This is a genomic window from Corynebacterium afermentans subsp. afermentans, assembly GCF_030408355.1.
Lineage (GTDB): Bacteria > Actinomycetota > Actinomycetes > Mycobacteriales > Mycobacteriaceae > Corynebacterium > Corynebacterium afermentans.
The window spans coordinates 951,629-973,720 of record NZ_CP046606.1; the positions used below are offsets into that span (position 1 = coordinate 951,629).

Consider the following 22,092-nt stretch of genomic DNA (forward strand, 5'->3'; position numbering starts at 1 on the left):
TGTTCTTGACAATTCCTGCGAACCTGCTTACCGTACTGATCGGTCTAGAAAAACGACGGATTCAAAGGAGAACCATTTGGGAGAAATACTCTCTGACGCAGTGATGCAGGTGATGACCCCATCACTGGAGTACCAAGACAAAACGGCCCTCGCACATGTGAGCAAATACGCCGATGATTGCACCGGCGAGATCATTGATCGCGACGGGAACTTCCACCGCGGCTGCATCGGGATGATCCACTACATCCCGAAAGAAGCCTACGAGCGACCCTGGTGGCGCGAACCCAACTATCCACTCAAGGGATGTATCGAGCGTTTGGTTGATGCCGGTTGGATCAAGCGCGTGGACGGCGAAGAGTTCGACGGAGCACTGATACTGAACACGTCGCGCCTGATCCGCCTGATGGACATTGCGGAGACGGAACTGGCGCAGAACCAGCACGTCATCGACTACGAGTACCTCCCGGACGGGATTGTCATCGACCCGCCGTGCGAAGACTTCGCGGACCCGCTGTTCTTGCCGTTCATTCGCTGGGCTGACCAGCTGTTCGACGGCGACTTCGCACACACCCTGGCCGACGACGTCACCGACGCGACCACCCGCCTCCTGGACGCGCACCTTTCCATCGAATGCGACCACGGCTGGAAAGAAACCGATCCGGGCCGCTGGACACGCGCAATTGCGAACTGGAAGGACCACCACCTGGGCGATGGTAATTTCCGCATCCCGCCGCAGTGGAAGGTGGCTGCCGATGATCGCTAACTCGAACCCCAACATGACCGCCGGCATGCTCCGCGCCGAAGTCAACCATTGGCGCGGCAGCGACGCTCCGGCCGAATTCCTCGTGCTCATCGATCCACGCGACAACCCTCTGCTCACCCTGCTCCAAGTAGCCAAGCTGCACGCCGCCGACGCCCTCGAGCCGGGCTGCGACTACACCTTCGGCACCGTCGAAGACGCCTCCACCCGCTACATAGCGTTCACCTACAGCGGCAGCCGCGACGACTTCTGGCGCGGCCTCACCATCGTCACAGAGCAGGTGATTATGGAAGCGGAGGAGCTTATCGACGATCGCAGTCCCAGCCACCGCGCATTCGCTCGCATGCTCATGTCGTACGGCCTGCCGCCCGTGGAAGTGCTGCCGCCTGTGGCGATAGACAGCGACGGTCATGTGCTCGTCGATGCCGAATGGGACGAGTTAGCTTAGGGGTAAAACCCCTGCTTGGAGCTTTCAGTAAACTCCCCGACCAGTTGTAGCGGGTTCGTGGCTACACCCCGGTTACACCGGGTTCCGACTCCGGTTACACGACAGAAGTCAATTATATGACGTGAGCAGGAGCGCTCCTTAGAACGGGAAGTCAGGAAATTCCGCTTCCGCCTCTTCCTGCCTCTCGGCAAGCTCCACGCTCCACCGAACTTCGAGCCAATTCGGTTGCCTTGGGCGCGGCACAAATCGCACATGGGCCGATCATCAGAAACGAGCGTGGTTCAACCAAGTATGCACCGTCGCCAGTGTTGTCTCCCTCGTTGTCCCTCTCGGCAATCCATCCGGCAAGGCTCTCCTTGGCGGCGCGAACCGTCGTCGAACCCCGAGGTGTCCCCGCTGCAAACGGGAATCGAGTCGAGGCTGCGGATGAGGTAGATAAGTTTGTTCGAGCCTTCCCGGTTCAAGATGATGAGGCCATCGAGTTTTGTCCCGTTCGGATCATTGCTTGGGGCCTGAAAACCGATCTCCTGAACTACGCCAGGCTCGTGCGCAACTTGAATCTCGAGCCGGCGACGCTGTTTTCGCAACTTTGCCGGAATCTCTGCCATCTCTGCTCCTTCCACTGTCTCTTGAGCAGCACACACAGCTGCACCGCTACCCGGAACTTGACTAGTTCAGTGATCGCTGTATAGTTCAGTGCATGCTGACTATTGCTTCGCGTCTCGACGTGATGAACCGCCTGGGTCGTGCACTGGCCGACCCCACTCGATCCCGGATCATCTTGACCCTGCTCGACCATCCCGCCTACCCGGCGGAACTATCCCTAGATCTGGACCTGACACGCCCGAACGTGTCCAACCACCTGGCATGTTTGCGCGATTGTGGGATCGTCGTCTCCGAGCCCGAGGGGCGTCGGACACGATACGAGATCGCCGATCCGCACCTGGCGCAGGCACTGACGACACTGGTCGATGCCACCTTGGCAGTAGACGAAGACGCCCCGTGCATGGATCCCGCCTGCACGCTTCCCGGATGCGACGTAGCTGGGGAGGGCGCGTAATGCTCACCACGGTCTTGCAGGCGATAGGCCTGTTCGCAGCTACCAACATCGACGACATCATCGTGCTCTCCCTCTTCTTCGCTCGAGGGGCAGGCCAGAGCGGCACCACCGCCCGTATTCTGGCCGGCCAGTACCTCGGATTTGCCGGCATCCTCGTCGCCGCGATCCTTGTGACCATCGGCGCCGGAGCATTTCTGCCCCCGGCAGCCATTCCATACTTTGGTCTCATCCCGTTGGGCATCGGCCTCTGGGCCGCATGGGAGGCCTGGCGCGGAGACGATGACGACGATGACGACGAGGCCAAGGTTGCCGGCAAGAAGGTCGGCGTGGGGACCGTCGCAGGCGTCACTTTTGCCAATGGCGGCGACAACATCGGTGTCTACACCCCTGTATTCCTTAGCGTGGAACCTCTCGCAGTGGTCGCCTACTGTGTTATCTTCCTCGCGCTCGTCGCGGTCCTGGTGGCCCTGGCAAAGTTCGTCGCCACCCGCCCCCCGATCGCGGAAGTCCTCGAACGCTGGGAGGACATCCTCTTTCCCATCGTTCTCATCGGCCTCGGCATCGTGATCCTCGTCAGCGGCGGAGCCTTCGGGCTCTGACGTAGCGTCAGTGTTCCAAACGGCCCCGACCGGGCGCACCCCTCTCGGTTCAGACCCCAACAACTACCCGCAGCCAGTCCTGCGTGATCGCAGCAACAAGACCGCCATGGAGCGCTGCAAAAACCGCGCCATCAGTTGAACGAAGCCACAGCCTTTGAGTGCAAGCGCCTCTACTGTTCATCTACTACAGCTGAGACGAAGAAAAATGACCCCTCCGAACGAGCGGAGTGGGTCATTTTTGTGTTCGCGGCCGTTTTCCTTCGGCTGGCAGGAGGTTTCGTAAAAAGATTGGTACCGTTTCGTGAAACCCCTGGTCGGGGCTTTTATGAAACCGCCTGACCAGTTATAACAGGTCCGCGGCTACACCCCGGTTACACCGGGTTTCGCCTCCGGTTACACGACACCCGACTACTAACGCTGCTACCCAGCGGCTTCCTCAGCGGGCACGAGCACCACAAGCGGCAGCGCCCAGTCCTTGTCCCGGTCCCAGTTGAGCGTGAACTCCTCCTCAATGTCTCGCACCGTGCCCCACGGCAAGTCCTCGCGCTTCAACGCCGCGAGAATGTTGAGGTCAAGAAACCAAGTTCCGGGGTGCTCGTCTTCCCACTGCTGAACTTCTTCTTTCGTCGTGAGCCACCGCGGTTCGGCTCCGTTTTCAATGGCTTCGGCAATTCCTTTAGCCCCGCCAAAACCCTTATGCGAGGTGAGCCATTCGTCCCCGTCTCGGGGCTCGTCACGGTACGCGTAACGGAACCCGTCGTCGTTCAACGCGACGGACACCTTGAACTTGTAGCATTCTGTGTATCTAGCGACAGTATTCTCAGTGGGACGGTGCGACCAATCATCTGAAGGGGCCGATTTGCACGGGGCGGAGAGGTCGGCCCCACCCTACGATTTTCCGATACGTGGCGCGTATCGACAGGCGAGATGGGCTATCGAGGCGTTACGCGCCGCGATACCCCATTTTCATCTGTTTCGGACAGTATCACCTTAGAGTCGGCCACGCTTAGGTCCTCTGTTACCGCATAAATGCACGAATAGCCGTATCGAAGCGGTGTCCCGAATGCATTGGGAAAATCAACGTTCCCGGTCTGTCGGTACACGTAGGTCTCTTCTGGGCGTTTTCGGCCGAGGTAGAACTCGTCGTCCTCTTCCTCCAACATGTACGCCGAGGAAATTGGGTCTTGAAATACTACCCCCCAGGGTATTTGGCGTAGGCGGTAACCTCTTCACGGCAGCGCTCGTCTACGAATTGCTTCTCGGCCGCTATCTGCTGACGCACCTGGTACTCCGAAAAGCGCTCGTACCCGAGAGCCAGCAGAAGGAGTACAAGGGGAACCGCCACCCATAATTGCCACCTCTTCCACAGCGGATTTCGGGAATCATTTTGATGCTCCAGGATTGGTCGCATGTGTTCGCTGTAGCGAGGCTTCTCTTGCAACCTCTTCTGTCTTTGGACCATCGAAGCGTCTCCTCTCAAACGTGACCAACCTCTGAATCGGATACGTGGAACGTACCCCTGAATCTCGAAAATCAAGGAGAAGTAGGAACGTAGGGCACACATTTACTTGGCGCGGCCGGTGGCGCAACTACAGAGTGGGGACTGGCATTAGCATCACTTCACACTGGCCGCGGAACACCCACCCTGCATATTATGTCGCCATGTTCGACCCCTCCGAGCCGACCGAAGAGGAACTCCTCGCTGCGCGCGACGTGCCATTAGAAGAACTGCGTGCCAAGGCACAGAAGAGACGATTTCGTAGATCTCGTACCAGTACACATTCGCCTGCTTAGAAAAGCTCTGGCTCATGGCGACGAACGGGGACGCGATCGCAGCCCCCGTGGTTGGGTGCTTGCCGAGCAGGCCGAACTTGGTAATCGCCTCCTCGCACTGGATGTAGCGGGCGAATGCCTGGGCGTAGGCCTCAATCAATCTTGGGGATACGAAGGAGGCAACACCGCGTGCGTCGAGCCAGGCCCAGGTTTCCCGGTAGAGCTCCCCAGCCAGCACCGGCTGACCATCACGCTGTGTCGCGGACAGGTAGGCGGAAGGTTCGGGCATAGTATTCCCCGTCGAGTACAGCGCCTTCACCCATGTCCACGCCGTCCAGGCCGAAGGGGTCCAGGTCGGCGGGTTCGAGCAGCCTGGAGGCGGGTTTGCCGACTTCGAGCTTGTCCTTGAGGGGATCGGGTTTCGCGCCGGCGCGGACGCGTCTGCCGCCGCAGTTGGTACCGTCCTTGGCCGCGAGCCCACCTCCTTCCTGGGTTTGATAGGTCAGTCAGGGGTTTGATTCGGGACTTTTGTGCGCGGAGGGCCTAGCCCGCCAGCCTATAGCTTAGGCACTAGAGATTTCATGCCCCCTGCGGGGCCTGTAGGCCCCGCAGAGCGTCGAACGGAAGAAAAACGACTCAAACCGCCACCGAGAACCTAAGGCGCTCAGAATCGCTTGCAACGCGTTTTATGCTGCGAAAATGATTAGAGGCATCAACTCTAAGCAGTGCTAAAACACTCACTGAACAGCTACTTGAGTTTTGTAAGCGAGGTGATCGGAGTAACCAATCTGCTGCACTTGACAGGAGTGGGCTGTTATTCCTTGTGTTACGAAGATATGGTCGATGGGTGATCTTAAAAGGTTGGGCGCACCAGCTGGCCAAGTACCAGTGGGGGTGGTTGAACAGAGCTCTTGCGAATCAATAAGCCTGCCTCTAGTGGCAAGAGGACCGTGGCGAAGAGTGGCGTTAAAGTCGCCCGCGATTATAAGCGGTTTTTGTATCGAGTTACCAAACTCAACGACACGATTGATGTCATCCCGCCACTGATTCATAAGTCTAGGCAACGGTGGTGCTGTATGTAGCCCTAGAATCACAGGAAGCCGAGCATCGTCAAACTCGATGGCAACTGTTCCGAATGATGTTACCGGGCCTCGTGTAAAGTGCGCTGCTCCAAGCCTTTTATTTACTACAACTGACGTGGGGGCGATTTGCCCTGTATAAGTGTTCGGAAGACCATCATTACGAGTTTCAAAGAGCTGCCCGTCATATTTTGACGTTTCTATCGCTTCACGAAGCTCATAGCCGGACGTTTCGGGCAAAACAATAATGTCGGGATCCCATGTACTGACAAGTTGTTGGAAATCGCTGGCGGTCAGCGTTGATCCCGTATTAAACGTAACGACCGTCAGGTTCCCCTCTGTAACGGTGGAATGTTGTTGGCCGCTGACCTGATGTGGGATGCCATTCGGAGCGAACAAAAATCCTGCTCCCGCGACAATCCACACTAAACAAGAAGTTAGGGCAAGTCTTGACCATCGCCTCCGCCAACCGACACCGGTAGCACACCCGCCAAGGAGTAGTATCACCAGCCCCAGTGCTTGCGGGAAAGCTAGCACCTGAGCGAAGGGAAGGTAGACGCTCAACGATCTGGCAACCCCAAACTGTGGGAATAGCCCCACAATACAGGAAAAGCAGCCCAACACAATCCCGCAAACAAACATAGCCTTACGCCAGAGTAATCCTTTGGAACCACTCTGGTGCAAGGCTTCCCAATTGTCACGGCTCATTGGACTCTGGTCAGCTACCGTAACGTCACCAACCGGTTGTTGCGTGCAAGCCATTCACAACGGTTGGAGGCGCTATCATAGGTGCGATAGCTTTGACCAACTGATCGACCAGTTGCGTTGTTAGCGAGATCCATCTCCTTATCAGGGCCAGAAGATTCAGCTTCATGGCGATCACCGAACCCCTGAGCTTCTCCCACGCCCATGTCGATGGTCATTCTGGCACTCCAATAGCAATGGCGGTAAGCGTCACCCTTACCCAGAGAAAGAGAATACTCGTCGAACTTGGCCCGGGATCTTGCAAGGGCATCATCTGATGCCGATTTAGCGGATGCGCATTTACCAAAGTTCCAGGGTTGCGCACAGAACCTAGCTTCTGCACCGTTCATCCCACCAGGATAGTATCCGTAAGTGGTGAACTCATCCGGTCGGACAGGTTGCGACTCGCCGACGTCAAGAGCGTCAAGGCTGAACCTCTGAAGCTGGTCTGTGGTCAAGTAGTAACTTGCTGAAGTGGGTTGCGTGTTAGCATCTTGTGTTTCTTCAGCCCATGCTGGTGTTGTGCCGAGGCCGAACGTGAGAGCCAAGGCGGTGATGACAATCGGAGTTCGGAGCGTGCGTTTTAACGTAGGATCTTTTGCTTGAGATTGCACCATGACAAAACCGTAACACAGTATCTGCCAGATCGCACCCCTATTGACAATGTGTGGTGAGCCACACTTCGCTAATACGTGTAGACGCGTGGGGCTTGCCGCCACCGGTCACCATCCACCGCGGACTGCCTAGAGTAGCAGGGCTTACACAACGCTCTAAGGTTGCTCTCATCATGCGTACCACCCTTCGAGAGTGGTTGGATGTGATGCACCTCGGCCGCTGGCGTGACCCGCCCTGCTTTCTGGCAGTCCTCACACAACGGGTGGGCCGCGAGATACCGCTTGCGTACCTGCTTCCACGCCTTGTCGTAGCGGCGGTTAATCTTTGGGTCGCGCTGGTACTTGCGATAGCGTGCAGTCTCAACTTTCGCGTGCACCGAGCAGTAGCGCTCGTGGGTGAGCTGCGGGCAGCCGGGATACCGGCACGGCTTTGCTGGACACTTCTACATTGTTCACCACCCTTCGCATGCATGGCAAAGCCCTCAACAGAATCCTACTGGGGGCTTGACCTGATTACCGACTGCTTACCACAGTAGAGGGTGCAAGCGTCGAAATTATCCGCTCTTTGCGATACCCGCAAACGCGTGGGTTCATCCGTAGAGTGCGGAGGCGAGTCTGCGTACCGCGCGAGACTTCTTGGCGTGAGCGGTGGTGCGCTCCACAAAGAACCGGTCAGCCACCGCCCGCAACCGATCCTCTTGGGAGACATCGTCGGCAGCGAAAAAGAACGTGTCCAACACGAACCTGTCATCCTCGCCCAATGTGCCCCATGAGGACAGGAACCAGTCCCTGTACTCCCGTGCCTGGGCGTAGCGCTGCTGGTAAGCATCCACCCGGTCCGTGCCAGCGGCGATGCTGTCTTCACTAGCCTTGGGGTTTCGCACCGGCGGCATCCCTTCCGGGGCGGGGATGTTGAACCAGTAGAGTTTCTCGGCTTTGTCCTTGATGGCCTGGTCGGTGGTCTGAAGGATGTGCTGCATGGCCACGTAGTCCTCCAATGCGGCCACCGTCGCACGATAGGTGTCAATGTATTTGCTCATCACGTGCATGAGGGTTACTTCCTTTCGGGGTTGAGGGTGGTGGCCACGGCCTGGATCAGCGCGGCCTGCGTGGTGTTCTTCGCTTCCAGGGCTGCCAGGACTTGCTCGTCGATGGTGCCGGCGGTGGCGAGGTGGGTGATGGTGACGGGTTGGGTTTGGCCTTGCCGGTGCAGCCGAGCGTTCGTCTGCTGGTAAAGCTCCAAGCTCCAGGTGAGCGAAAACCAGACCAGCAGGTGCCCACCGGATTGGAGGTTCAAGTCGTGCTCCGCGCTGGCGGGGTGGATCAACGCCAGTGGAATGTCGCCGGCGTTCCACGCGGTGAAGTCGTCGGAGGTGGTCAACATACGTCCCTGCGGGAAGCGCTGACAGATTCGCTGGGCGTCGTGTTTGTGCCGGTACGCCACCAGAAGCGGCTGCCCGTTCGCAGCCTCAACAAGGTCCTCCAAGGCGTCGAGCTTGCGGGCGTGAACCTCCACGCTCTCCCCGGCGTCGTCATAAACCGCGCCGGAGGCCAACTGCATGAGCTTGCCCGAGAGGGCTGCGGCGTTGACGGCATCCACCACCTGCCCGTCCAGGTCGAGCACCATGTCACGCACCATCTGGTCGTACACCCGTCGCTCGGTGCAGGAAGTTGTCCCCGTAGAGGAGTTCGGTGGCGCGGTTGGTGAATGCTGCTGACTTATCGGACTGGAGGCCGAAATTGAGTTGGTTCGTGACGTTCACAAACTGAAGAGATTCCTGAATGCTGTAGTCGAAAAGTGACTTCAGAAGCCAAATGAGAGAACGATACGGCCGGCTGATGGTGTTTGCTGGGTCGCGTTTCACGGTCTCGGTAAACAGGGTTAGAAGCGCCATATCAGTAATAACGAAAACATCAAAGGTGTTTTCGTCCAGGCGCGGCGATTGACCAATAGTTCTCCATTCGGCCACAATGACCAACGGGGTTTGCTCTTCGATTCCGTTGCGGATAATTTCTTCTACCGCCTCGATAAGTTCTGCGCGCTTTTCAATCATCTTGGATTTATTGGACCACACGATGTCCTGTGGCGTTTGGAGCGCATCAACGATGATTCTCCGGAGCGTTTTCATCTGCTCTACGCCGTATTACCTGGCAATTGAGAAGGCAAGTTGCTCAATTGAGGCGGGGCGGATAACCAATTCGCAGAGCTGGTCTTCGCGGTTCCGGTGTGCCGAACCTGATGTTGGAACTACCACGAGTTTGATTTCAAACGCGCTCCTGTGGTGCCCACTTTCATCGACCACCACGACATCAGAACCGTTCGGGACATCTCTGGTGAACTTTCTATACTCAGAATAAATCCCCCTCAAACTGCCACCGCGCAGTTGCTGGGTCTGCATTGATGATTACGGGCCATGGCGTGGGAACGTGCTCTGTTTCAATTTCTCCGCCAGCACCGACCGTTGCGGAAACAACTGGGATGTCTAGGCCGCGCTCAAGGTGGATATAGTTCGCTAGCGACAGGGGGAACGCATTGGTGAATATGTTCTTCCCTAAAAATTTCCGGGACGTTGAATCGTGGCTTGCGTTCTGCATTCCGTACAAGAGGCTCACTAGGTGCTCCGTCGTCGTGGGCGTGTTCTTCTTCTCCTCGGGAAGTATGACACGGGTAATAGGAAAAACAGGTGCAATTATCGGGTCGATGCTATGACGAAATGAGACTTGAGCGAACCGTATCAAGTTATAGGATTGGTCTATTTCGCAGAAAACAAGGTCTCATCATTCGTGCTTTGTGGTGATATATCTCACATACATCCCCGATAGCGGGCGAATGTAAAAGAAAATCACCCCCGGACGGAGTAAGTAAAAAGGTGGCGAAAGTGAGAGATGTGTCGACATGTCGACGGACTTTCGAACATCCCGACGTTTTGTCGTCGTCACATAGCCTCAACCTATTGGAACCCTTTCACCCCGGACCCCTACTTTTCGGGGTGTGCCACCATTTTTAGCCATGGAAACAAACGCAAATCAACACCTGCAATTACCCCCGTTCGTGCTCCAGCGGCGGGAAGTCGTAGTCGCCTCCAAGCGGCCTGCGGTCTGTCTTCGCGGCAACCTGCCGCGGCCACAGTGGCGCTTGGGTGGCGTACTCGACGCGCTGCACGAGCCACGTCGCCGGCCACTTGGAACCGCTCAGCCATGTGCTCAAGGCCGAGTGCGACACGCCGCACCTGTTGGCGAAGTCGCTTTGCGAGCTCGCCCACCCGTTAGCAATGAACCGCTCAATAGTCCTCGTCAGGTTGTCGCGAAGCGTCCATGCACGCGCATAGGCCTCCGGCAGGCCGGTGGGGTCTATATCCGGCCAGTCGGGGAAAGCGTCTCTGGGTGCAAGTGGGAAAGCCACGAGGTTGACGCTACTGGCTCTGCGCTTGCGAAGCACTCCGGGGGTAGTGGGGTTATGCGCTACCTGGTACGAGGTGGGTGGCCGGCATGCCTGTAAACCCTCGCGTGGAGAAAGCAGTGCAGCAAGCGCTGTTCAAGCATGTCTCCGGCGCGCACGCACACCGCTTGCGTGACTTTGTCACCCAAACCGTTTCGTCCTATGTCGCGGTGAGCGGGTTTGGTGATATTTCGCCCTACGGTCCGACGTCCTTGCCAAACATGACCTCGCTCGTGGTTCAAGCAAGCGACCGCGTGTATCTTCAGGGGCGAGACCTCACCCCGGAGTCGGTCTTTGCGGTGGAGAATATCCACGCGGTTGTGCCTGAAAACATGCACGCCTACTACGCGAAGCGTCTTGCTCTTGTGCGAATCGCTGAGTTCAGCCTCGGGTATTCGCTAGACATTGAGGGTTCCGATGACGAGCCGAAGAAGGGGTATGCGAGGCCGTATCTGCCGGAAGACTTCCCGAAAATTCGCCAATGGGCGGTTGCACGTACGACGCAGTACAGCCGTGAGCTCACAGAAGGAGCACTCGCACTCTGTCTCGGTGCCGGGTTGATGGGCAAACAGGCCGTGACGGTGAAAGCCGGAGACATCCGCGAGGACAACAACGGTGTCGTGTGGGTGCCGCAAGGGCATGGTGAGTCGCCGCGTCCGGTGGCTACCGTCTTCACCCAGGCGCTTTTGGAACTTCGGGGCAGGCGGGAACCCGACCAGCTCCTACTGGGCGGCAAAGAAAAACCAGCTTCGCTACAGACTCTCAACGTCGGAAGAGAGTTCAAAGTGTTTCCGGCTCGACTGCGCATGACCTGGTACGTGGCGGTGGCCGCGACCACAAACGCAGACGTTGCGGCCACCGCGCTAGGCACAAAGTTTTTGTACCCCTACCTGAAGTTCTCCCGGAAAGACGGTGTACGCCCCGACCCCATAGAAGATCATGCTCGCGAGTTGGTCGACCCATTCACGAACTGGCCGGCATTGCGAGCTGACCAGCGCTGGCAACCGACCCCGTCACCCTCGGCGCCTGTCGCGAAAGAAACGGGTTCTGGGGACAAGGCCAAGCGCATGAATGCGGCCGACGTACCTGTTCAGCAGCAAGAACAGTACCCCCGCTCGGGTGTAGCTGACGAACAGGCGCGGAAACAACGTTCCATGTTTGAAGTTATCGACGGAGGTAAGAAATGAGTGCCGTGACGTGCAAACATGTCTCATTCCTTATGCGTCGCAAGCGTTTGTCCATGCTCCGCGCTGTCGCGGTAGCGACAGCATGGACCTTGACGACCTTAAGGTGTCGACCCAGGCTGGTGTTCAATTCCACCACCACGGAACAAGACCAGGCGACCACCACCTGCCTGGTCGGACAGGGCAAATTGAACATGAACACCGTCAAACGCACCGACCCGTTCGAGGTTATTGCTGCCTACACACCAAAGGTTGTCACCGAGGAGCGCTGGAGCGAACTTTCCGGTTTCGTCCGTACTGCCGTTGGCAACACTGTCGAGGACACCTGGACCGCAGACCGCACCCGCAATGCGCTGCGACTGGTGACAAAACTCTGCAACTTCGTTCTTCACACTGGCCGCGACTTGTCGGTCGAGGCTGTCTTCACCGACGACATGGTGTCTGCCTTCTCGCACAACGAACTGGCCTCCGACACCACCCATGTCCGCGGCTCGTCTCGCGCTGTGCTTCGCAAGGTCGGTCTCGCCAACAACCCGGACTTCGACGCTCCGCGTCTTCGCCCCGAGTACGGCTCCGACTCTGGCTCGGCTCCGTACACCGAGGACGAGGTCACGACACTGCGCGTCTGGGCGAACGGTGAGCGCACTGAGGAGCGTCGCCGTCAGGCGCACCTGCTGCTGGCGTTGACCCTTGGCGCTGGCCTTCGCTCCTGCGAGGTTGCGGGGCTCACCGCACGCGACGTGTCGCAGGACAGCCTGGGGCTGACGCTTCTGGCCTCCGGCTACCGGGGCGCAGCCGAGCGCGTCGTGCCTGTCGAGCACGAGTGGTCAGGCGCCATTGCCGAGGCAGTAGAACTTGCTGCGGGCGAGGACTCCTGGCTTTTCCGTCCCCGTCGCACGACGGCCGGCCACGGCACGGTTGCAACCTTTACCAAGCGCTCGTTCCACCCAACCGAAGCGGTAGACGTGGCGCGGGCCAGAACGACCTGGGTGGTCAACCAGATCCACAAGGGCGTGCCGGAGACCGCGGTGCTTCAGGCCGCAGGACTCCACGACTTGCAGCACTACAGGCGGTTCATTTCCGCGCCTCGTCATAGCGAGGACCAGGTCCGAGCACTGCTGCACGGCACTCGCGCAAGCGAAACACAGAGCGGTCTGACACTCATTCAGGGCGCACTCTAAACCAACCACATTTCCCCTGGTGGCGACACCAGGTGGGTCTCTTATTGCCAAAAACAACCCACACGAGGAGGTGACAACGACATGGCGAACCTGTACCCGAAAACGCAAGAGAACTTCTCTCAACTCAAGTACGCCGCCGACCTCGTTGACGCCTCCGGTGTAGTTGAACTGGTAGAGCGCTGGCGTATTGAGGACGGGCTCCAAGTAGGCCGCGGTGGTCGCCCGCCTTACGTGACCATTCGCACCGCCATTGTGTTGTGGGTCCACATGGCGCTGACCAAGCGCGCGCAACTGGTCGCCCGCATGTCCGAGGTAGTTGCCTTCGGCATGAAGCCCTACATGCGCGACTACTTCTCGCTCGTCAACGAGGACGTTGACCTCTCCACCGTCGAGGGTCGAATGGACTACTACGACGAGTGGTACCACCGCATTTGGCGTGGGCTTGACCGCGTGCGGGCGACTATGGAGCCGTACCCGCAGGTCTCCCGTCACGGCCGCCACACCGTCGACGAGTGGCTTGAGTTCATGGACCTCTTTGGCCTGGACTCGAAGAAAACCTCCAAGAAGGGCTATGAGCCAACCGAGGAAGAATTGCTCGCAGAAAAACGCATGGCGCGCTGCGACGAGTTCTCCAACCGCCTGCTGTGGGCGACGGTCGAGAAGTTCGGCGACAAACTCGGCACCTGGAACGGCGACGTGGCCGTCGACGGCACTGCGTTCAAAGTCTCTGCCAAGGGCAACCCGAACAAGCAGGACATGCTGGCGGGCAAGGTGCCAGGCCACCGCAAGGTAGCGTCCACGCCGACGCTCGGCAACTACTCGAAGGGCCGCGACGACCACGACGGCGACGCGAAGGGTGCCAAGGGCGACGCCATGTGGGCCGGCGAAGCGACCTTCGCCACCATGGAGGGCGACGGCATAGGCAAAGAAGGCGGTCTGCCGTCGCTTATTCTCGGCATGTCGTTCCACCGCCCCGGTGCGAAGCCGTGGCAGCGTGCGCTTCGTTCGCTGACGAACGTGCTTGAGCGCCCGGAACTACCGCGTGGCCGCTTCCTTGCTGACCGTCTCTACCTTCCCGGTCAAAAGGCCGAGAACCTCCAGGTACCGCTTCGCAAAGTAGGCTACGACCTTATTGGCGACTACAAGAAGAACGAGCTGGGGCTCCAGACCGAGCTCGCCTCCGGCGCGGTCGTTGTGGACGGGCAACTCTACTGCCCGGTAATGAAGGCGCGTCAGCGCCTGGTCAACGCCACCGCAGACTTTCAGAACGGGGCCATTGAGGAAAACGAGTACTACGCCCTATTGGAAGAGCGGAAGAAACTCCAACTTGTCCCGCTCGGCAAGCCTGTCAAGGGCGACGGCAAGCAGCGTTTCCAGTGCCCTGCACGCTCCAAAACCGCAAAGGTGACCTGCCCGCTTGTTCCGCGCTCGCAGGAGAAGCACCCGAACCGCCCGAAGGAGCGGTTGCTCGAAAGCGAAGTGCCGACCTCCGGCATGTGCGGTTCCGTATGTTCGCAGACCTCTATTACCGTGCAGAACACTCCGGAAGACGGTGCCAAGTTCCTGAGCCAGGGTGCTCCATACGGCACGAAAGAGTGGCAACAGCAGTACCACCGCCGAAATACCATTGAGTCGCGCAACGACCGTGTGAAGTCTTCTCGCCACCAGGGCCACGGCGACCCGACCATGCGCCTTATGCGTGGCTGGGCCGCGCAAGCCATTTCGGCTGTCATGTCCGCCGTCGCAGCCAATATTGGTCTGCTTTCTGCGGAGTCTCGCTGGCGCTTCCCGAAGAAGCCCACGCCTCCCACGACCCCTCCGGACGGGCGCAAGACCCGCGGACGCGAGCGGGAGGGGGCGCAGGCGAACCCGAACGCCCCACCACTCGCGGCATAGCCCGACCAAGGCCACCGGCTGGTCCTCACACAACGAGGACGAAGCCCGTGGCCTAGAGGTCGTGGGCGAGTGCCGAAATTCGGCTCAAAACGGCGCTCACGCAAAGAAAAATGACCCCTCCGAACGAACGGAGCGGGTCATTTTTGTGTTCGCGGCCGTTTTCCTTCGGCCGGCGCGGGGTTTCGTGAAAAGATTGGAACAGTTTCGTGAAACCCCCTGGTCAAGTGGTGTCCCCGACAGTGTCTGAAGTCACGACATATTTGACGGGGTGTGCCTGCGGAAGGCGTTGTGATCCTTGACAGGTCAGTCGCGTCATTGTTGACACTTAGGGTTACTTCAGTCGTGTCGGTGATGTTTGACTGGTGAGTCGGGACATGTTTGACACTATGAACAGTCCTAACCGCAACATCGCCATCGTCAGAGCCGTCAGAGATCAAGGCGGCACACCCACCAGCGTCGCCAAACGCTTCGGCATCTCACGGCAACGCGTCCACCAGATCCTCAACGCCTACGACGCAGGCGGCGCCGAAGCAATCGCACCGAAATCACGCGCCCCTCACACCCACCCGCACGCCGTGCCGGAAGCACTACGCAACGACATCATCACCGCCCGCGACTACCAAAAGGCCTACTGGAAACACGGCGACCCACCACTGCCCCCCCCCCGAATGAACAAAACCGGCACCCCAGAACAAAAACAACTGGGATGCCGGTCCGTCCAGCATGTCGCGACTCATGCGTCAAGCATGACGCGACTCATGACAGTGGTGTCCCCGACAGGATTCGAACCTGCGACCTTCGGTACCGGAAACCGATGCTCTAATCCACTGAGCTACGGAGACAATGCCGTCTAGATTAGCACCCGGCATTACAGCCAACGAAATTGGAACGAACCCTAGGGTGACTCCCAGCTTCACCCCATGGATTTGCAACACCCATGTCGCATAATCGTTTCTGCGCGCCGCGGGAACGGCGTGACACGGGAAACAATGACAGCGAAACGGCCGGCCCCGAAAGGGACCGGCCGTTTCGTTATGCCAGATCGGCGGCTACTTCACGGGTTAAACGACAAAAAGTGTGTCTGATTCAGCGTGTCGTGGGGGTTAGATTTGGCCTTTTTGGATGCCGATTGAGTGTGTGTAGTTGGTGTCGATAGCGTTGTCGTAGAGGGCTGGTCGTCCGGTTTCGTGGTCGGCTTCGTTCTCGTTTCGGGTCAGGGTGGATACTTTGGCGAGTTGGCCCTGGCCCCAGTCGGACTGACTGGCGATTCGTACTGGATCGTCAGGCAGTTCCGTTTTCAAATAGAGCCACCAATCCAGCATGCGGCGTTGTCGTTCACCTGATCTGCCGCGGTGTGTTCTGGCGAGCAGTTTGAGCTGGGCGTTGATGCCGCCTTCCAGGCTGTTGGTGGTGGATTTGATCCACTCTGGTTGAAGTACTGCTTTTGGCGGGTTGAGGTAGACAAACAGCATCTCGGACCGCCAAAGATGGTTGAGGCTGTTGTATGCCTTGCGCACGTTGTGATGCGTCCACACGCGGGTCCATGCACCGGTTTTGGGATCTTTGACCAGGGTTTTCTCGTCCATCCATGACCGGTAGAGCGTGGAGAACTCGTGCAGCTGCGCACCCCATGCAGCGGCTTCATCCAGCGTGGTGATCCGGGTCAGCTTCAGCGCAAGTCGGTAGATGGTGCGCCCGGCATCGGTGCGTGGGTTACTGGTGGTGTAGCGGCGTACCACGCGTTGGGCGTGGACGAGGCAGCGTTGAATTTTCGTAGTCGGCCAGCACTTTTTGATCGCGCTGTATGCGCCTTGGCCGCCGTCGATGACGGCGATGAGTGGGGCTTCGATGCGCTCAAGCAGCAGTTGGTAGTCGCGGGTGGTTTCGTGTTTGCACCAGTGCCAGGCAATCACGTGGTCGATCGTCGCCGCGACGATCAAGCAGCCGCCAGCGGTGTAGGTGCCGTCAAGGAAGATCTGGTCGTAGACCCGCTTGTCGTGGCCGGCGGTGGGGTCAGGCACATCAACGAACCAGAACGGTTCGAATCGACGTTGCATCGTGCGCGGTGAGCACCCCACACGGCGGGCAACGGTATCGAGGCTGGCGCCGGTGGTGAGGTGGTCGATGAAGACGGTGAACGCCGCCGCGTTGGTGATGTCGCTTCTGCGTTTCACGCTGGAGGCGCCGCATCGTTTGCAGCGCCACCTGGTGGTGCCTTTGCTAGTGGTGCCGTTTCGTTTCATTTCTCCGCCGCAGTGGCAGCGTGGTTGGTTCTTTGACATTGCGACACCACACCACGCCGCACATAGCACATCACGGCAGCCACACCGAGGATTGAACGCTCGAGACCTAAATATATGCCCCCGAAGCATATATTTCCCTGAAACCTACAGGTCAAACCCTGAAAATCGTCGATTCCAGACACACTTTTTGTCGTTTAACCCTACTTCACGATCATCACGATGAGGTCGCGCGGGCCGTGCACGCCCTCGACGCGCACGAGCTCGATGTCGGAGGTCGCGGACGGACCAGAGATCATGGTCGCCGGGCGCTCCGGATTGATGCGGGAGATCATCTCCGGCACGCCGAAGACGACGGTCTCAGGACGCACGATGCAGATGTGGCGGTCCGGCACCAGGGACAGGGCGCGGCGGCCGCACACGTCGCCGGACTCCAGCACGATGGAGCCGGTCTGCGCGGAGGTGACCTGGGAGTCGGTGATCACGGCGTCGACGTCGGAAAGCTCGCGCGGATCGGTGTCGTTGGAATCCGGGCGGGCGGTGCCAGCAAAGCCGTCGAAAAGCGAGGCGTCGAGGCCGGGGGCGTAGACGACCTCGTTGCACTTGCGGTCCGCAAGCACCTTGACGATGTCCTCGGCGAGGGTCGCCTCAGTGGTCTCCACAACGTCCGCCTTGTAGTCCACGAGGCGGTCGATGAGGATCTCGCGCAGCTCGTCGGTGCCGAGGTCGGAGGAGGTGTTGTAGTTGCGAACCACTTCCACCTGCTCCGGCGTGTTGGACAGCTGCTGCGCGTCGCGGATGCGCTTGAGGATCTCGCGCTTCGCGTCCTCGTTGCGGGTGTCGCGCGGGGCAGAATTACCGGTTACTCGAGTAGTCATTTACTTGTCCTCTTCCTCGAAACGCTCACCGGTGACCTTCTGGCCATCCGGGATGCCCTGCTCGCGGGCCTCGGCCAGCAGGCGCTCGGCTTCCTCGGAGCCCCACCACTGGCGGAAGGACTTCTTCGGCGGCACCGCGACGTCGCGGTACTCGGTCCAGCCGGAAATCGGCGGCGGCATGAGGTCGATCTTGCCGTTGAAGCCGCCGAGCACGCGGCCCAGTGCCACCATGCGCACCAGTTTGTCCCACACGCCGCTGCGGCCCCAGACCTGGGCCAGGGAAGCGAACGCCGCGCGCTCGATGTGGCTCGGCTCGTTCTTCGCCTTCTGGTAGCGCAGCTCCAGCAGAATGTCCGTGATCGGGATCTTCACCGGGCAGACCTCGTTGCAGCGGCCGCACAGGGAAGACGCGTACGGCAGGGAGCCGTTCGGGTCGTCCGAGGAGTCGATGCCGGTCAGCTGCGGGGTAATGATCGCGCCGATCGGGCCCGGGTAGGTGGAGCCGTAGGAGTGGCCGCCGGCACGCTCGTAGACCGGGCAGACGTTCAGGCAGGCGGAGCAGCGGATGCACTTCAGGGCCTCGCGGCCGATCTCGCTGGACAGGGCGGCGGTGCGGCCGTTGTCCAGGAGGACGATGTGGAAGTTCTGCGGACCGTCGCCTTCGGTCACGCCGGACCACAGGGAGGTGTACGGGTTCATGCGCTCGCCGGTGGAGGAGCGCGGTAGCAGCTGCAGGAACACGCCGAGGTCCTCGAAGTTCGGCAGCAGCTTCTCGATACCCATGACGGTGATCAGGGTCTCCGGCATGGTCAGGCACATGCGGCCGTTGCCCTCGGACTCCACGATGGAGACGGTGCCGGTATCCGCGCAGCCGAAGTTAACGCCGGAGATGGCCACCTTGGCCTCCATGAACTGCTGGCGCAGGTACTTGCGGGCAGCCTCAGCCAGCTCCGCCGGATCCTGGGTCAGGGTCTCGTCCGTGTTCGGCATCTTCGCGGCGAAGATGTCGCGGATCTCCGCGCGGTTGCGGTGGATTGCCGGGACCAGAATGTGGGAGGGGAAGTCCTCGCCGAGCTGCACGATGAGCTCTGCCAGGTCGGTCTCCTGCGCGAAGATGCCGGCCTTTTCCAGCTCTTCGTTCAGGGCGATTTCCTGGGTGGCCATGGACTTGATCTTGACCACCTTGTCCTCGCCCGTGGCGCGGACCAGGTCCTGGATGATCTCGTTGGCTTCCTTGGAGTCGCGCGCCCAGTGGACGTGGCCGCCACGCTTGGTCACGTTTTCCTCGAACTGCTCCAGCAGCTCGGGCATGCGCGCAGCGACGTCGCGCTTGATAGTGGAGCCGGCCTCGCGCAGGTCCTGCCAATCGTCCACCTCATCCACGACAGCCTGGCGCTTCACGCGGATGGTGGTGGTGGCGTACTGGTAGTTGCGGCGCTTGGTTACGTCGTTGAGCTCGTGGTGCGCAGCCTTCTGGAACTTCTCCTTGCCGCGCAGGTGGGACGGGCCGCTCGCGTACGGCGGCATGGTGGGTTGACCGAGTGCGACCTTCACAGCATCTTCTCCTTCTTGTACGCCGCGGACGTCGGGGTCAGCGGGTGCTCCTTAGTGGAGGCGAGGATCTCCGCCATGTGCACAGCACGGATGCCCTGGTGCTGGCGGGACATCGCGCCCGCGATATTCATCAGGCAGGAGGAGTCACCGGCGGTGACGTACTCGGCCTGCGTGTCCTTGATGTGGCGAACCTTGTCTGAAACCATCGCGGAGGAGACCTCCGGCATCTTCACAGAGAAGGTGCCGCCGAAGCCGCAGCACTCCTCGGAGTTGGGCAGATCCACCAGTTCCAGGCCCTCGACGTGGCGCAGCAGCTCGGTCGGGCGGTCGCCGACCTTGAGGAAGCGCAGGGAGTGGCAGGAGGAGTGGTAGGTCACGCGGTGAGGGAAGAAGGCGCCCACGTCGTAGGTGCCTGCGACGTCGACGATGAACTCGGAGAGGTCGTAGGTCTTCTTCGAAGCGGTCTTCGCACCGTCCGCCAGTGCCTTGGAACCGAAACGCTCGGCCAGCTCGACGTGCTGCTCGCGCACAGCACCCGCGCAGGAACCGGAGGGGGCGACGACGTAGTCGATGGAGGGGTCCGAAAACGCGTCAACGTAAGTTTCGATGATCGGAATGGCTTGCTCTTTATAGCCGGTGTTTAGGTGCATCTGGCCACAGCAGGTCTGCTGTTCTGGAAAGACAACGTCGTAGCCCAGGCGGGAAAGCACAATGGCCGAAGCCTTGTGCGCGTCGGGGAAGAGGGCGTCGCCGATACAAGTAGAAAACAGCGCTACTCGCATGTTCGGACTCCTAAAAGATGAGATCACAGGGAAATAATGAAAGCCCCCGCAGGCTGTGATGACCTCGAGGGCTCCAATATTCGGTTGTCAGTTACGGAACGACCGGCGCAAGCACGCTCAGAACGTTCGACTGAAGGAAGACTATCACGCACACAGCAACCAGGAAGCCGAAGCTCCAGCCGACGACCTTCTTGAAGATCTCGGACTCCTTGCCCTCCATGTTTACCGCGGTCGCGGCAATGGCGAGAGACTGCGGCGAGATCATCTTGCCCACAACACCACCGGTGGTGTTGGCGGCGAGCAGCAGATCCGGGTTGAGGCCCAGGTTGTTCGCGGCGGTGACCTGCAGGTTGGCAAACAGGGCGTTGGCGGAGGTGTCGGAGCCGGTCACGGCCACGCCCACCCAGCCGAGGACCGGGGAGAAGAACGCGAATGCCGGGCCGAGGTTGGCGAAGAACTCGCCGATGGTCACGGTCTGGCCGGAGTAGTTCATCACGTACGCCAGTGCCAGCACGAGCACGATGGTGACTGCGGACCAGCGCATCTTCCACACGGTGTCGGTGAATTCCTTGCCCACCTGGCCCCAGGTCAGGCTGTAGCGGCCGTTCTCGTTGAACACCATGTAGGCAACGGAGACGATGAGCGCGGAGATGACTAGAAGCGTGCCGGGGTTGTTGATCCAGGCGAAGTTGTAGTCGCTGTTGACGGCCTGGCCGGATGCGTCGAGAAGCTTGCCGTCTAGGCCCGGCCAGGGGAAGGAAATCTGGAACTTGTTCAGCCACTTCGGAATGGTGCTGCCGAGGTTGGCCAGGCCGAAGATGACAACGACGACGGCGTACGGCATGAGTGCCATCCAGACGCGGTGGCCCGGAAGCTCCGCATTCTCGGTGTGTGCCGGCAGCTCAAGGCGCTGACGCATCTCTTCGAGACCCTTCGGCTGCCAGAAACGCAGCAGCAGGAACGCGGCACCGAGCGCGACGATGCAGGCCACGACGTCGGTGAGCTGGTACGCGAAGTAGTGGGAGGTCCACCACTTGGCCACGGCGAAGGTGAGGCCGATGGTGAAGGCTGCCGGCGCGGTCTCGCGCACGCCACGCTTGCCGTCGATGATCAGGGCGATGATGAAGGGGACGATAAACGCCAGGATCGGGGTCTGGTTACCGATGATCGCCGCGATGTTCTCGGTCTGCTCGACCGTGCGGCCGCCGACCTCGCCGGCGGTGGTGATCGGGATGCCCACGGCGCCGAATGCCACCGGAGCGGTGTTGGCCAGCAGCACCACGGTCGCGGCCTTCAGCGGCGGGATGCCCAGTGCGAGGATCATGGTTGCGGTAATCGCCACCGGCGCGCCGAAGCCGGCCAGCGCTTCAAGCAGGCCGCCGAAGCAGAACGCGATGAGCATCGCCTGGATGCGCACGTCGCCGTTGCCCATCTTGTCGAAGACGGTGCGCAGGTCCTCGAATCGGCCGGATGCGACGGTGATCTGGTAGAACCAGATGGCCGTCAGGATCACGAAGACGATGGGGAAGAGGCCGAACAAACCGCCGCGGAAGGCGGAGGAGATGGCCATGGTGGTGGGCATGTTGAAGCCCAAGATGGCTACCAGCAGTGCAACTACGAGCGCGACGGCGCCGGAGGTGTGCGCGCGGGCTTTGAATCCGAGCAGCATGATGAAGAACGTGAGCAACGGCAGGGTAGACACCAGCGCCGAGAGGCCCACGCTGCCACCGATCGCGTCGGTGAACACTTGGAATTGATCCATGGGAGGCTCTTTCGAGTCGGTACGGGCAATGACTGCAAAACAATATGCCACCCTAACCCCATTAGTGACGAATGGAGGGGGTTCGCTTTGGTGTGACCT

At 59.8% G+C, this 22,092-nt stretch carries 20 protein-coding genes, 1 tRNA gene and 3 pseudogenes; 8 read left to right on the top strand and 16 right to left on the bottom strand.

Features of this window, described 5'->3' with window-relative positions; all coding sequences use genetic code 11:
• The first annotated feature begins 76 nt into the window (after nucleotides 1-76).
• From CAFEA_RS04525 to CAFEA_RS04540, 4 genes are all read left to right on the top strand, one after another.
• The gene (locus CAFEA_RS04525) at nucleotides 77-763 is read left to right on the top strand and encodes a hypothetical protein (RefSeq protein WP_143313216.1); all 687 of its coding nucleotides are present in this window, start codon (nucleotides 77-79) and stop codon (nucleotides 761-763) included.
• Nucleotides 753-1,208, top strand: a complete 456-nt coding sequence (locus CAFEA_RS04530; RefSeq protein ID WP_063937412.1) for a hypothetical protein — start codon at nucleotides 753-755, stop codon at nucleotides 1,206-1,208. Before CAFEA_RS04525 ends, CAFEA_RS04530 begins: the two co-directional genes overlap by 11 nt.
• 700 nt (nucleotides 1,209-1,908) lie before the next feature.
• Nucleotides 1,909-2,268 (top strand): Cd(II)/Pb(II)-sensing metalloregulatory transcriptional regulator CmtR, encoded by a 360-nt coding sequence (gene cmtR / locus CAFEA_RS04535; RefSeq protein WP_063937411.1) that lies wholly within the window; start codon nucleotides 1,909-1,911, stop codon nucleotides 2,266-2,268.
• Nucleotides 2,268-2,867, top strand: a complete 600-nt coding sequence (locus CAFEA_RS04540; RefSeq protein ID WP_200803038.1) for a cadmium resistance transporter — start codon at nucleotides 2,268-2,270, stop codon at nucleotides 2,865-2,867. Before cmtR ends, CAFEA_RS04540 begins: the two co-directional genes overlap by 1 nt.
• A gap of 420 nt (nucleotides 2,868-3,287) precedes the next feature.
• Here the strand turns inward: CAFEA_RS04540 and CAFEA_RS04545 are convergent, their stop codons facing one another.
• The 10 genes and pseudogenes from CAFEA_RS04545 to CAFEA_RS04585 all read right to left on the bottom strand — a co-directional run bounded on the left by CAFEA_RS04545 (nucleotide 3,288) and on the right by CAFEA_RS04585 (nucleotide 10,480).
• Nucleotides 3,288-3,647 carry a hypothetical protein gene (locus CAFEA_RS04545; RefSeq protein ID WP_076589919.1) on the bottom strand — a complete coding sequence of 120 codons (360 nt, stop codon included), beginning with the start codon at nucleotides 3,645-3,647 and terminating at the stop codon, nucleotides 3,288-3,290.
• 835 nt (nucleotides 3,648-4,482) lie between these two features.
• The gene (locus CAFEA_RS04550; RefSeq protein ID WP_238635310.1) at nucleotides 4,483-4,929 is read right to left on the bottom strand and encodes a P27 family phage terminase small subunit; all 447 of its coding nucleotides are present in this window, start codon (nucleotides 4,927-4,929) and stop codon (nucleotides 4,483-4,485) included.
• A gap of 448 nt (nucleotides 4,930-5,377) precedes the next feature.
• Nucleotides 5,378-6,145 carry an endonuclease/exonuclease/phosphatase family protein gene (locus CAFEA_RS04555; RefSeq protein WP_159437624.1) on the bottom strand — a complete coding sequence of 256 codons (768 nt, stop codon included), beginning with the start codon at nucleotides 6,143-6,145 and terminating at the stop codon, nucleotides 5,378-5,380.
• A 296-nt stretch (nucleotides 6,146-6,441) separates the two neighbouring features.
• Nucleotides 6,442-7,080, bottom strand: a complete 639-nt coding sequence (locus CAFEA_RS04560) for a DUF6973 domain-containing protein (protein ID WP_143313219.1) — start codon at nucleotides 7,078-7,080, stop codon at nucleotides 6,442-6,444.
• Between the two features lie 68 nt (nucleotides 7,081-7,148).
• Nucleotides 7,149-7,337 (bottom strand): HNH endonuclease signature motif containing protein, encoded by a 189-nt coding sequence (locus CAFEA_RS11390; protein ID WP_491044399.1) that lies wholly within the window; start codon nucleotides 7,335-7,337, stop codon nucleotides 7,149-7,151.
• A gap of 81 nt (nucleotides 7,338-7,418) precedes the next feature.
• Nucleotides 7,419-7,502: pseudogene (locus CAFEA_RS11395) on the bottom strand (DUF8602 domain-containing protein); the annotation flags it as partial.
• 165 nt (nucleotides 7,503-7,667) lie between these two features.
• Nucleotides 7,668-8,126, bottom strand: a complete 459-nt coding sequence (locus CAFEA_RS04570; RefSeq protein WP_063937407.1) for a hypothetical protein — start codon at nucleotides 8,124-8,126, stop codon at nucleotides 7,668-7,670.
• Nucleotides 8,127-8,131: 5 nt separating this feature from the next.
• The gene (locus CAFEA_RS04575; RefSeq protein WP_253704944.1) at nucleotides 8,132-8,704 is read right to left on the bottom strand and encodes a DEAD/DEAH box helicase; all 573 of its coding nucleotides are present in this window, start codon (nucleotides 8,702-8,704) and stop codon (nucleotides 8,132-8,134) included.
• A 1-nt stretch (nucleotide 8,705) separates the two neighbouring features.
• A pseudogene (locus CAFEA_RS04580) lies at nucleotides 8,706-9,476 on the bottom strand (HindVP family restriction endonuclease).
• A gap of 641 nt (nucleotides 9,477-10,117) precedes the next feature.
• Complete coding sequence (locus tag CAFEA_RS04585; protein WP_063937523.1) at nucleotides 10,118-10,480, bottom strand: helix-turn-helix domain-containing protein; 363 nt, start codon at nucleotides 10,478-10,480, stop codon at nucleotides 10,118-10,120.
• A 116-nt stretch (nucleotides 10,481-10,596) separates the two neighbouring features.
• Between CAFEA_RS04585 and CAFEA_RS04590 the strand changes: the two genes are divergently transcribed.
• The 4 genes and pseudogenes from CAFEA_RS04590 to CAFEA_RS04605 all read left to right on the top strand — a co-directional run.
• A complete protein-coding gene (locus tag CAFEA_RS04590) occupies nucleotides 10,597-11,703 on the top strand; it encodes a hypothetical protein (RefSeq protein ID WP_156490099.1) in 1,107 nt (368 codons plus the stop codon).
• Nucleotides 11,704-11,822: 119 nt separating this feature from the next.
• Nucleotides 11,823-12,881: a site-specific integrase gene (locus tag CAFEA_RS04595; protein WP_253704943.1), complete on the top strand. Its 1,059-nt coding sequence runs from the start codon at nucleotides 11,823-11,825 to the stop codon at nucleotides 12,879-12,881.
• A gap of 81 nt (nucleotides 12,882-12,962) precedes the next feature.
• Nucleotides 12,963-14,777, top strand: coding sequence for a hypothetical protein (locus tag CAFEA_RS04600; protein ID WP_253704941.1), 1,815 nt, complete (start codon nucleotides 12,963-12,965; stop codon nucleotides 14,775-14,777).
• 386 nt (nucleotides 14,778-15,163) lie between these two features.
• Nucleotides 15,164-15,391, top strand: a pseudogene (locus CAFEA_RS04605) (helix-turn-helix domain-containing protein); the annotation flags it as partial.
• A 151-nt stretch (nucleotides 15,392-15,542) separates the two neighbouring features.
• Here the strand turns inward: CAFEA_RS04605 and CAFEA_RS04610 are convergent.
• The 6 genes from CAFEA_RS04610 to CAFEA_RS04635 all read right to left on the bottom strand — a co-directional run bounded on the left by CAFEA_RS04610 (nucleotide 15,543) and on the right by CAFEA_RS04635 (nucleotide 21,993).
• Nucleotides 15,543-15,619: transfer RNA gene (locus tag CAFEA_RS04610), tRNA-Arg, on the bottom strand.
• 261 nt (nucleotides 15,620-15,880) lie between these two features.
• Nucleotides 15,881-17,059 (bottom strand): IS1249 family transposase, encoded by a 1,179-nt coding sequence (locus CAFEA_RS04615; protein WP_063937531.1) that lies wholly within the window; start codon nucleotides 17,057-17,059, stop codon nucleotides 15,881-15,883.
• 161 nt (nucleotides 17,060-17,220) lie between these two features.
• Complete coding sequence (locus CAFEA_RS04620; RefSeq protein ID WP_063937403.1) at nucleotides 17,221-17,895, bottom strand: LutC/YkgG family protein; 675 nt, start codon at nucleotides 17,893-17,895, stop codon at nucleotides 17,221-17,223.
• Nucleotides 17,896-19,449 carry a LutB/LldF family L-lactate oxidation iron-sulfur protein gene (locus tag CAFEA_RS04625; RefSeq protein ID WP_063937402.1) on the bottom strand — a complete coding sequence of 518 codons (1,554 nt, stop codon included), beginning with the start codon at nucleotides 19,447-19,449 and terminating at the stop codon, nucleotides 17,896-17,898. It lies immediately after the preceding gene.
• The gene (locus CAFEA_RS04630) at nucleotides 19,446-20,231 is read right to left on the bottom strand and encodes a (Fe-S)-binding protein (protein WP_034999785.1); all 786 of its coding nucleotides are present in this window, start codon (nucleotides 20,229-20,231) and stop codon (nucleotides 19,446-19,448) included. Before CAFEA_RS04630 ends, CAFEA_RS04625 begins: the two co-directional genes overlap by 4 nt.
• Before the next feature lie 91 nt (nucleotides 20,232-20,322).
• On the bottom strand, nucleotides 20,323-21,993 hold the full coding sequence (locus tag CAFEA_RS04635) for an L-lactate permease (RefSeq protein WP_063937401.1): 1,671 nt from the start codon (nucleotides 21,991-21,993) through the stop codon (nucleotides 20,323-20,325).
• Nucleotides 21,994-22,092 lie beyond the last annotated feature (99 nt).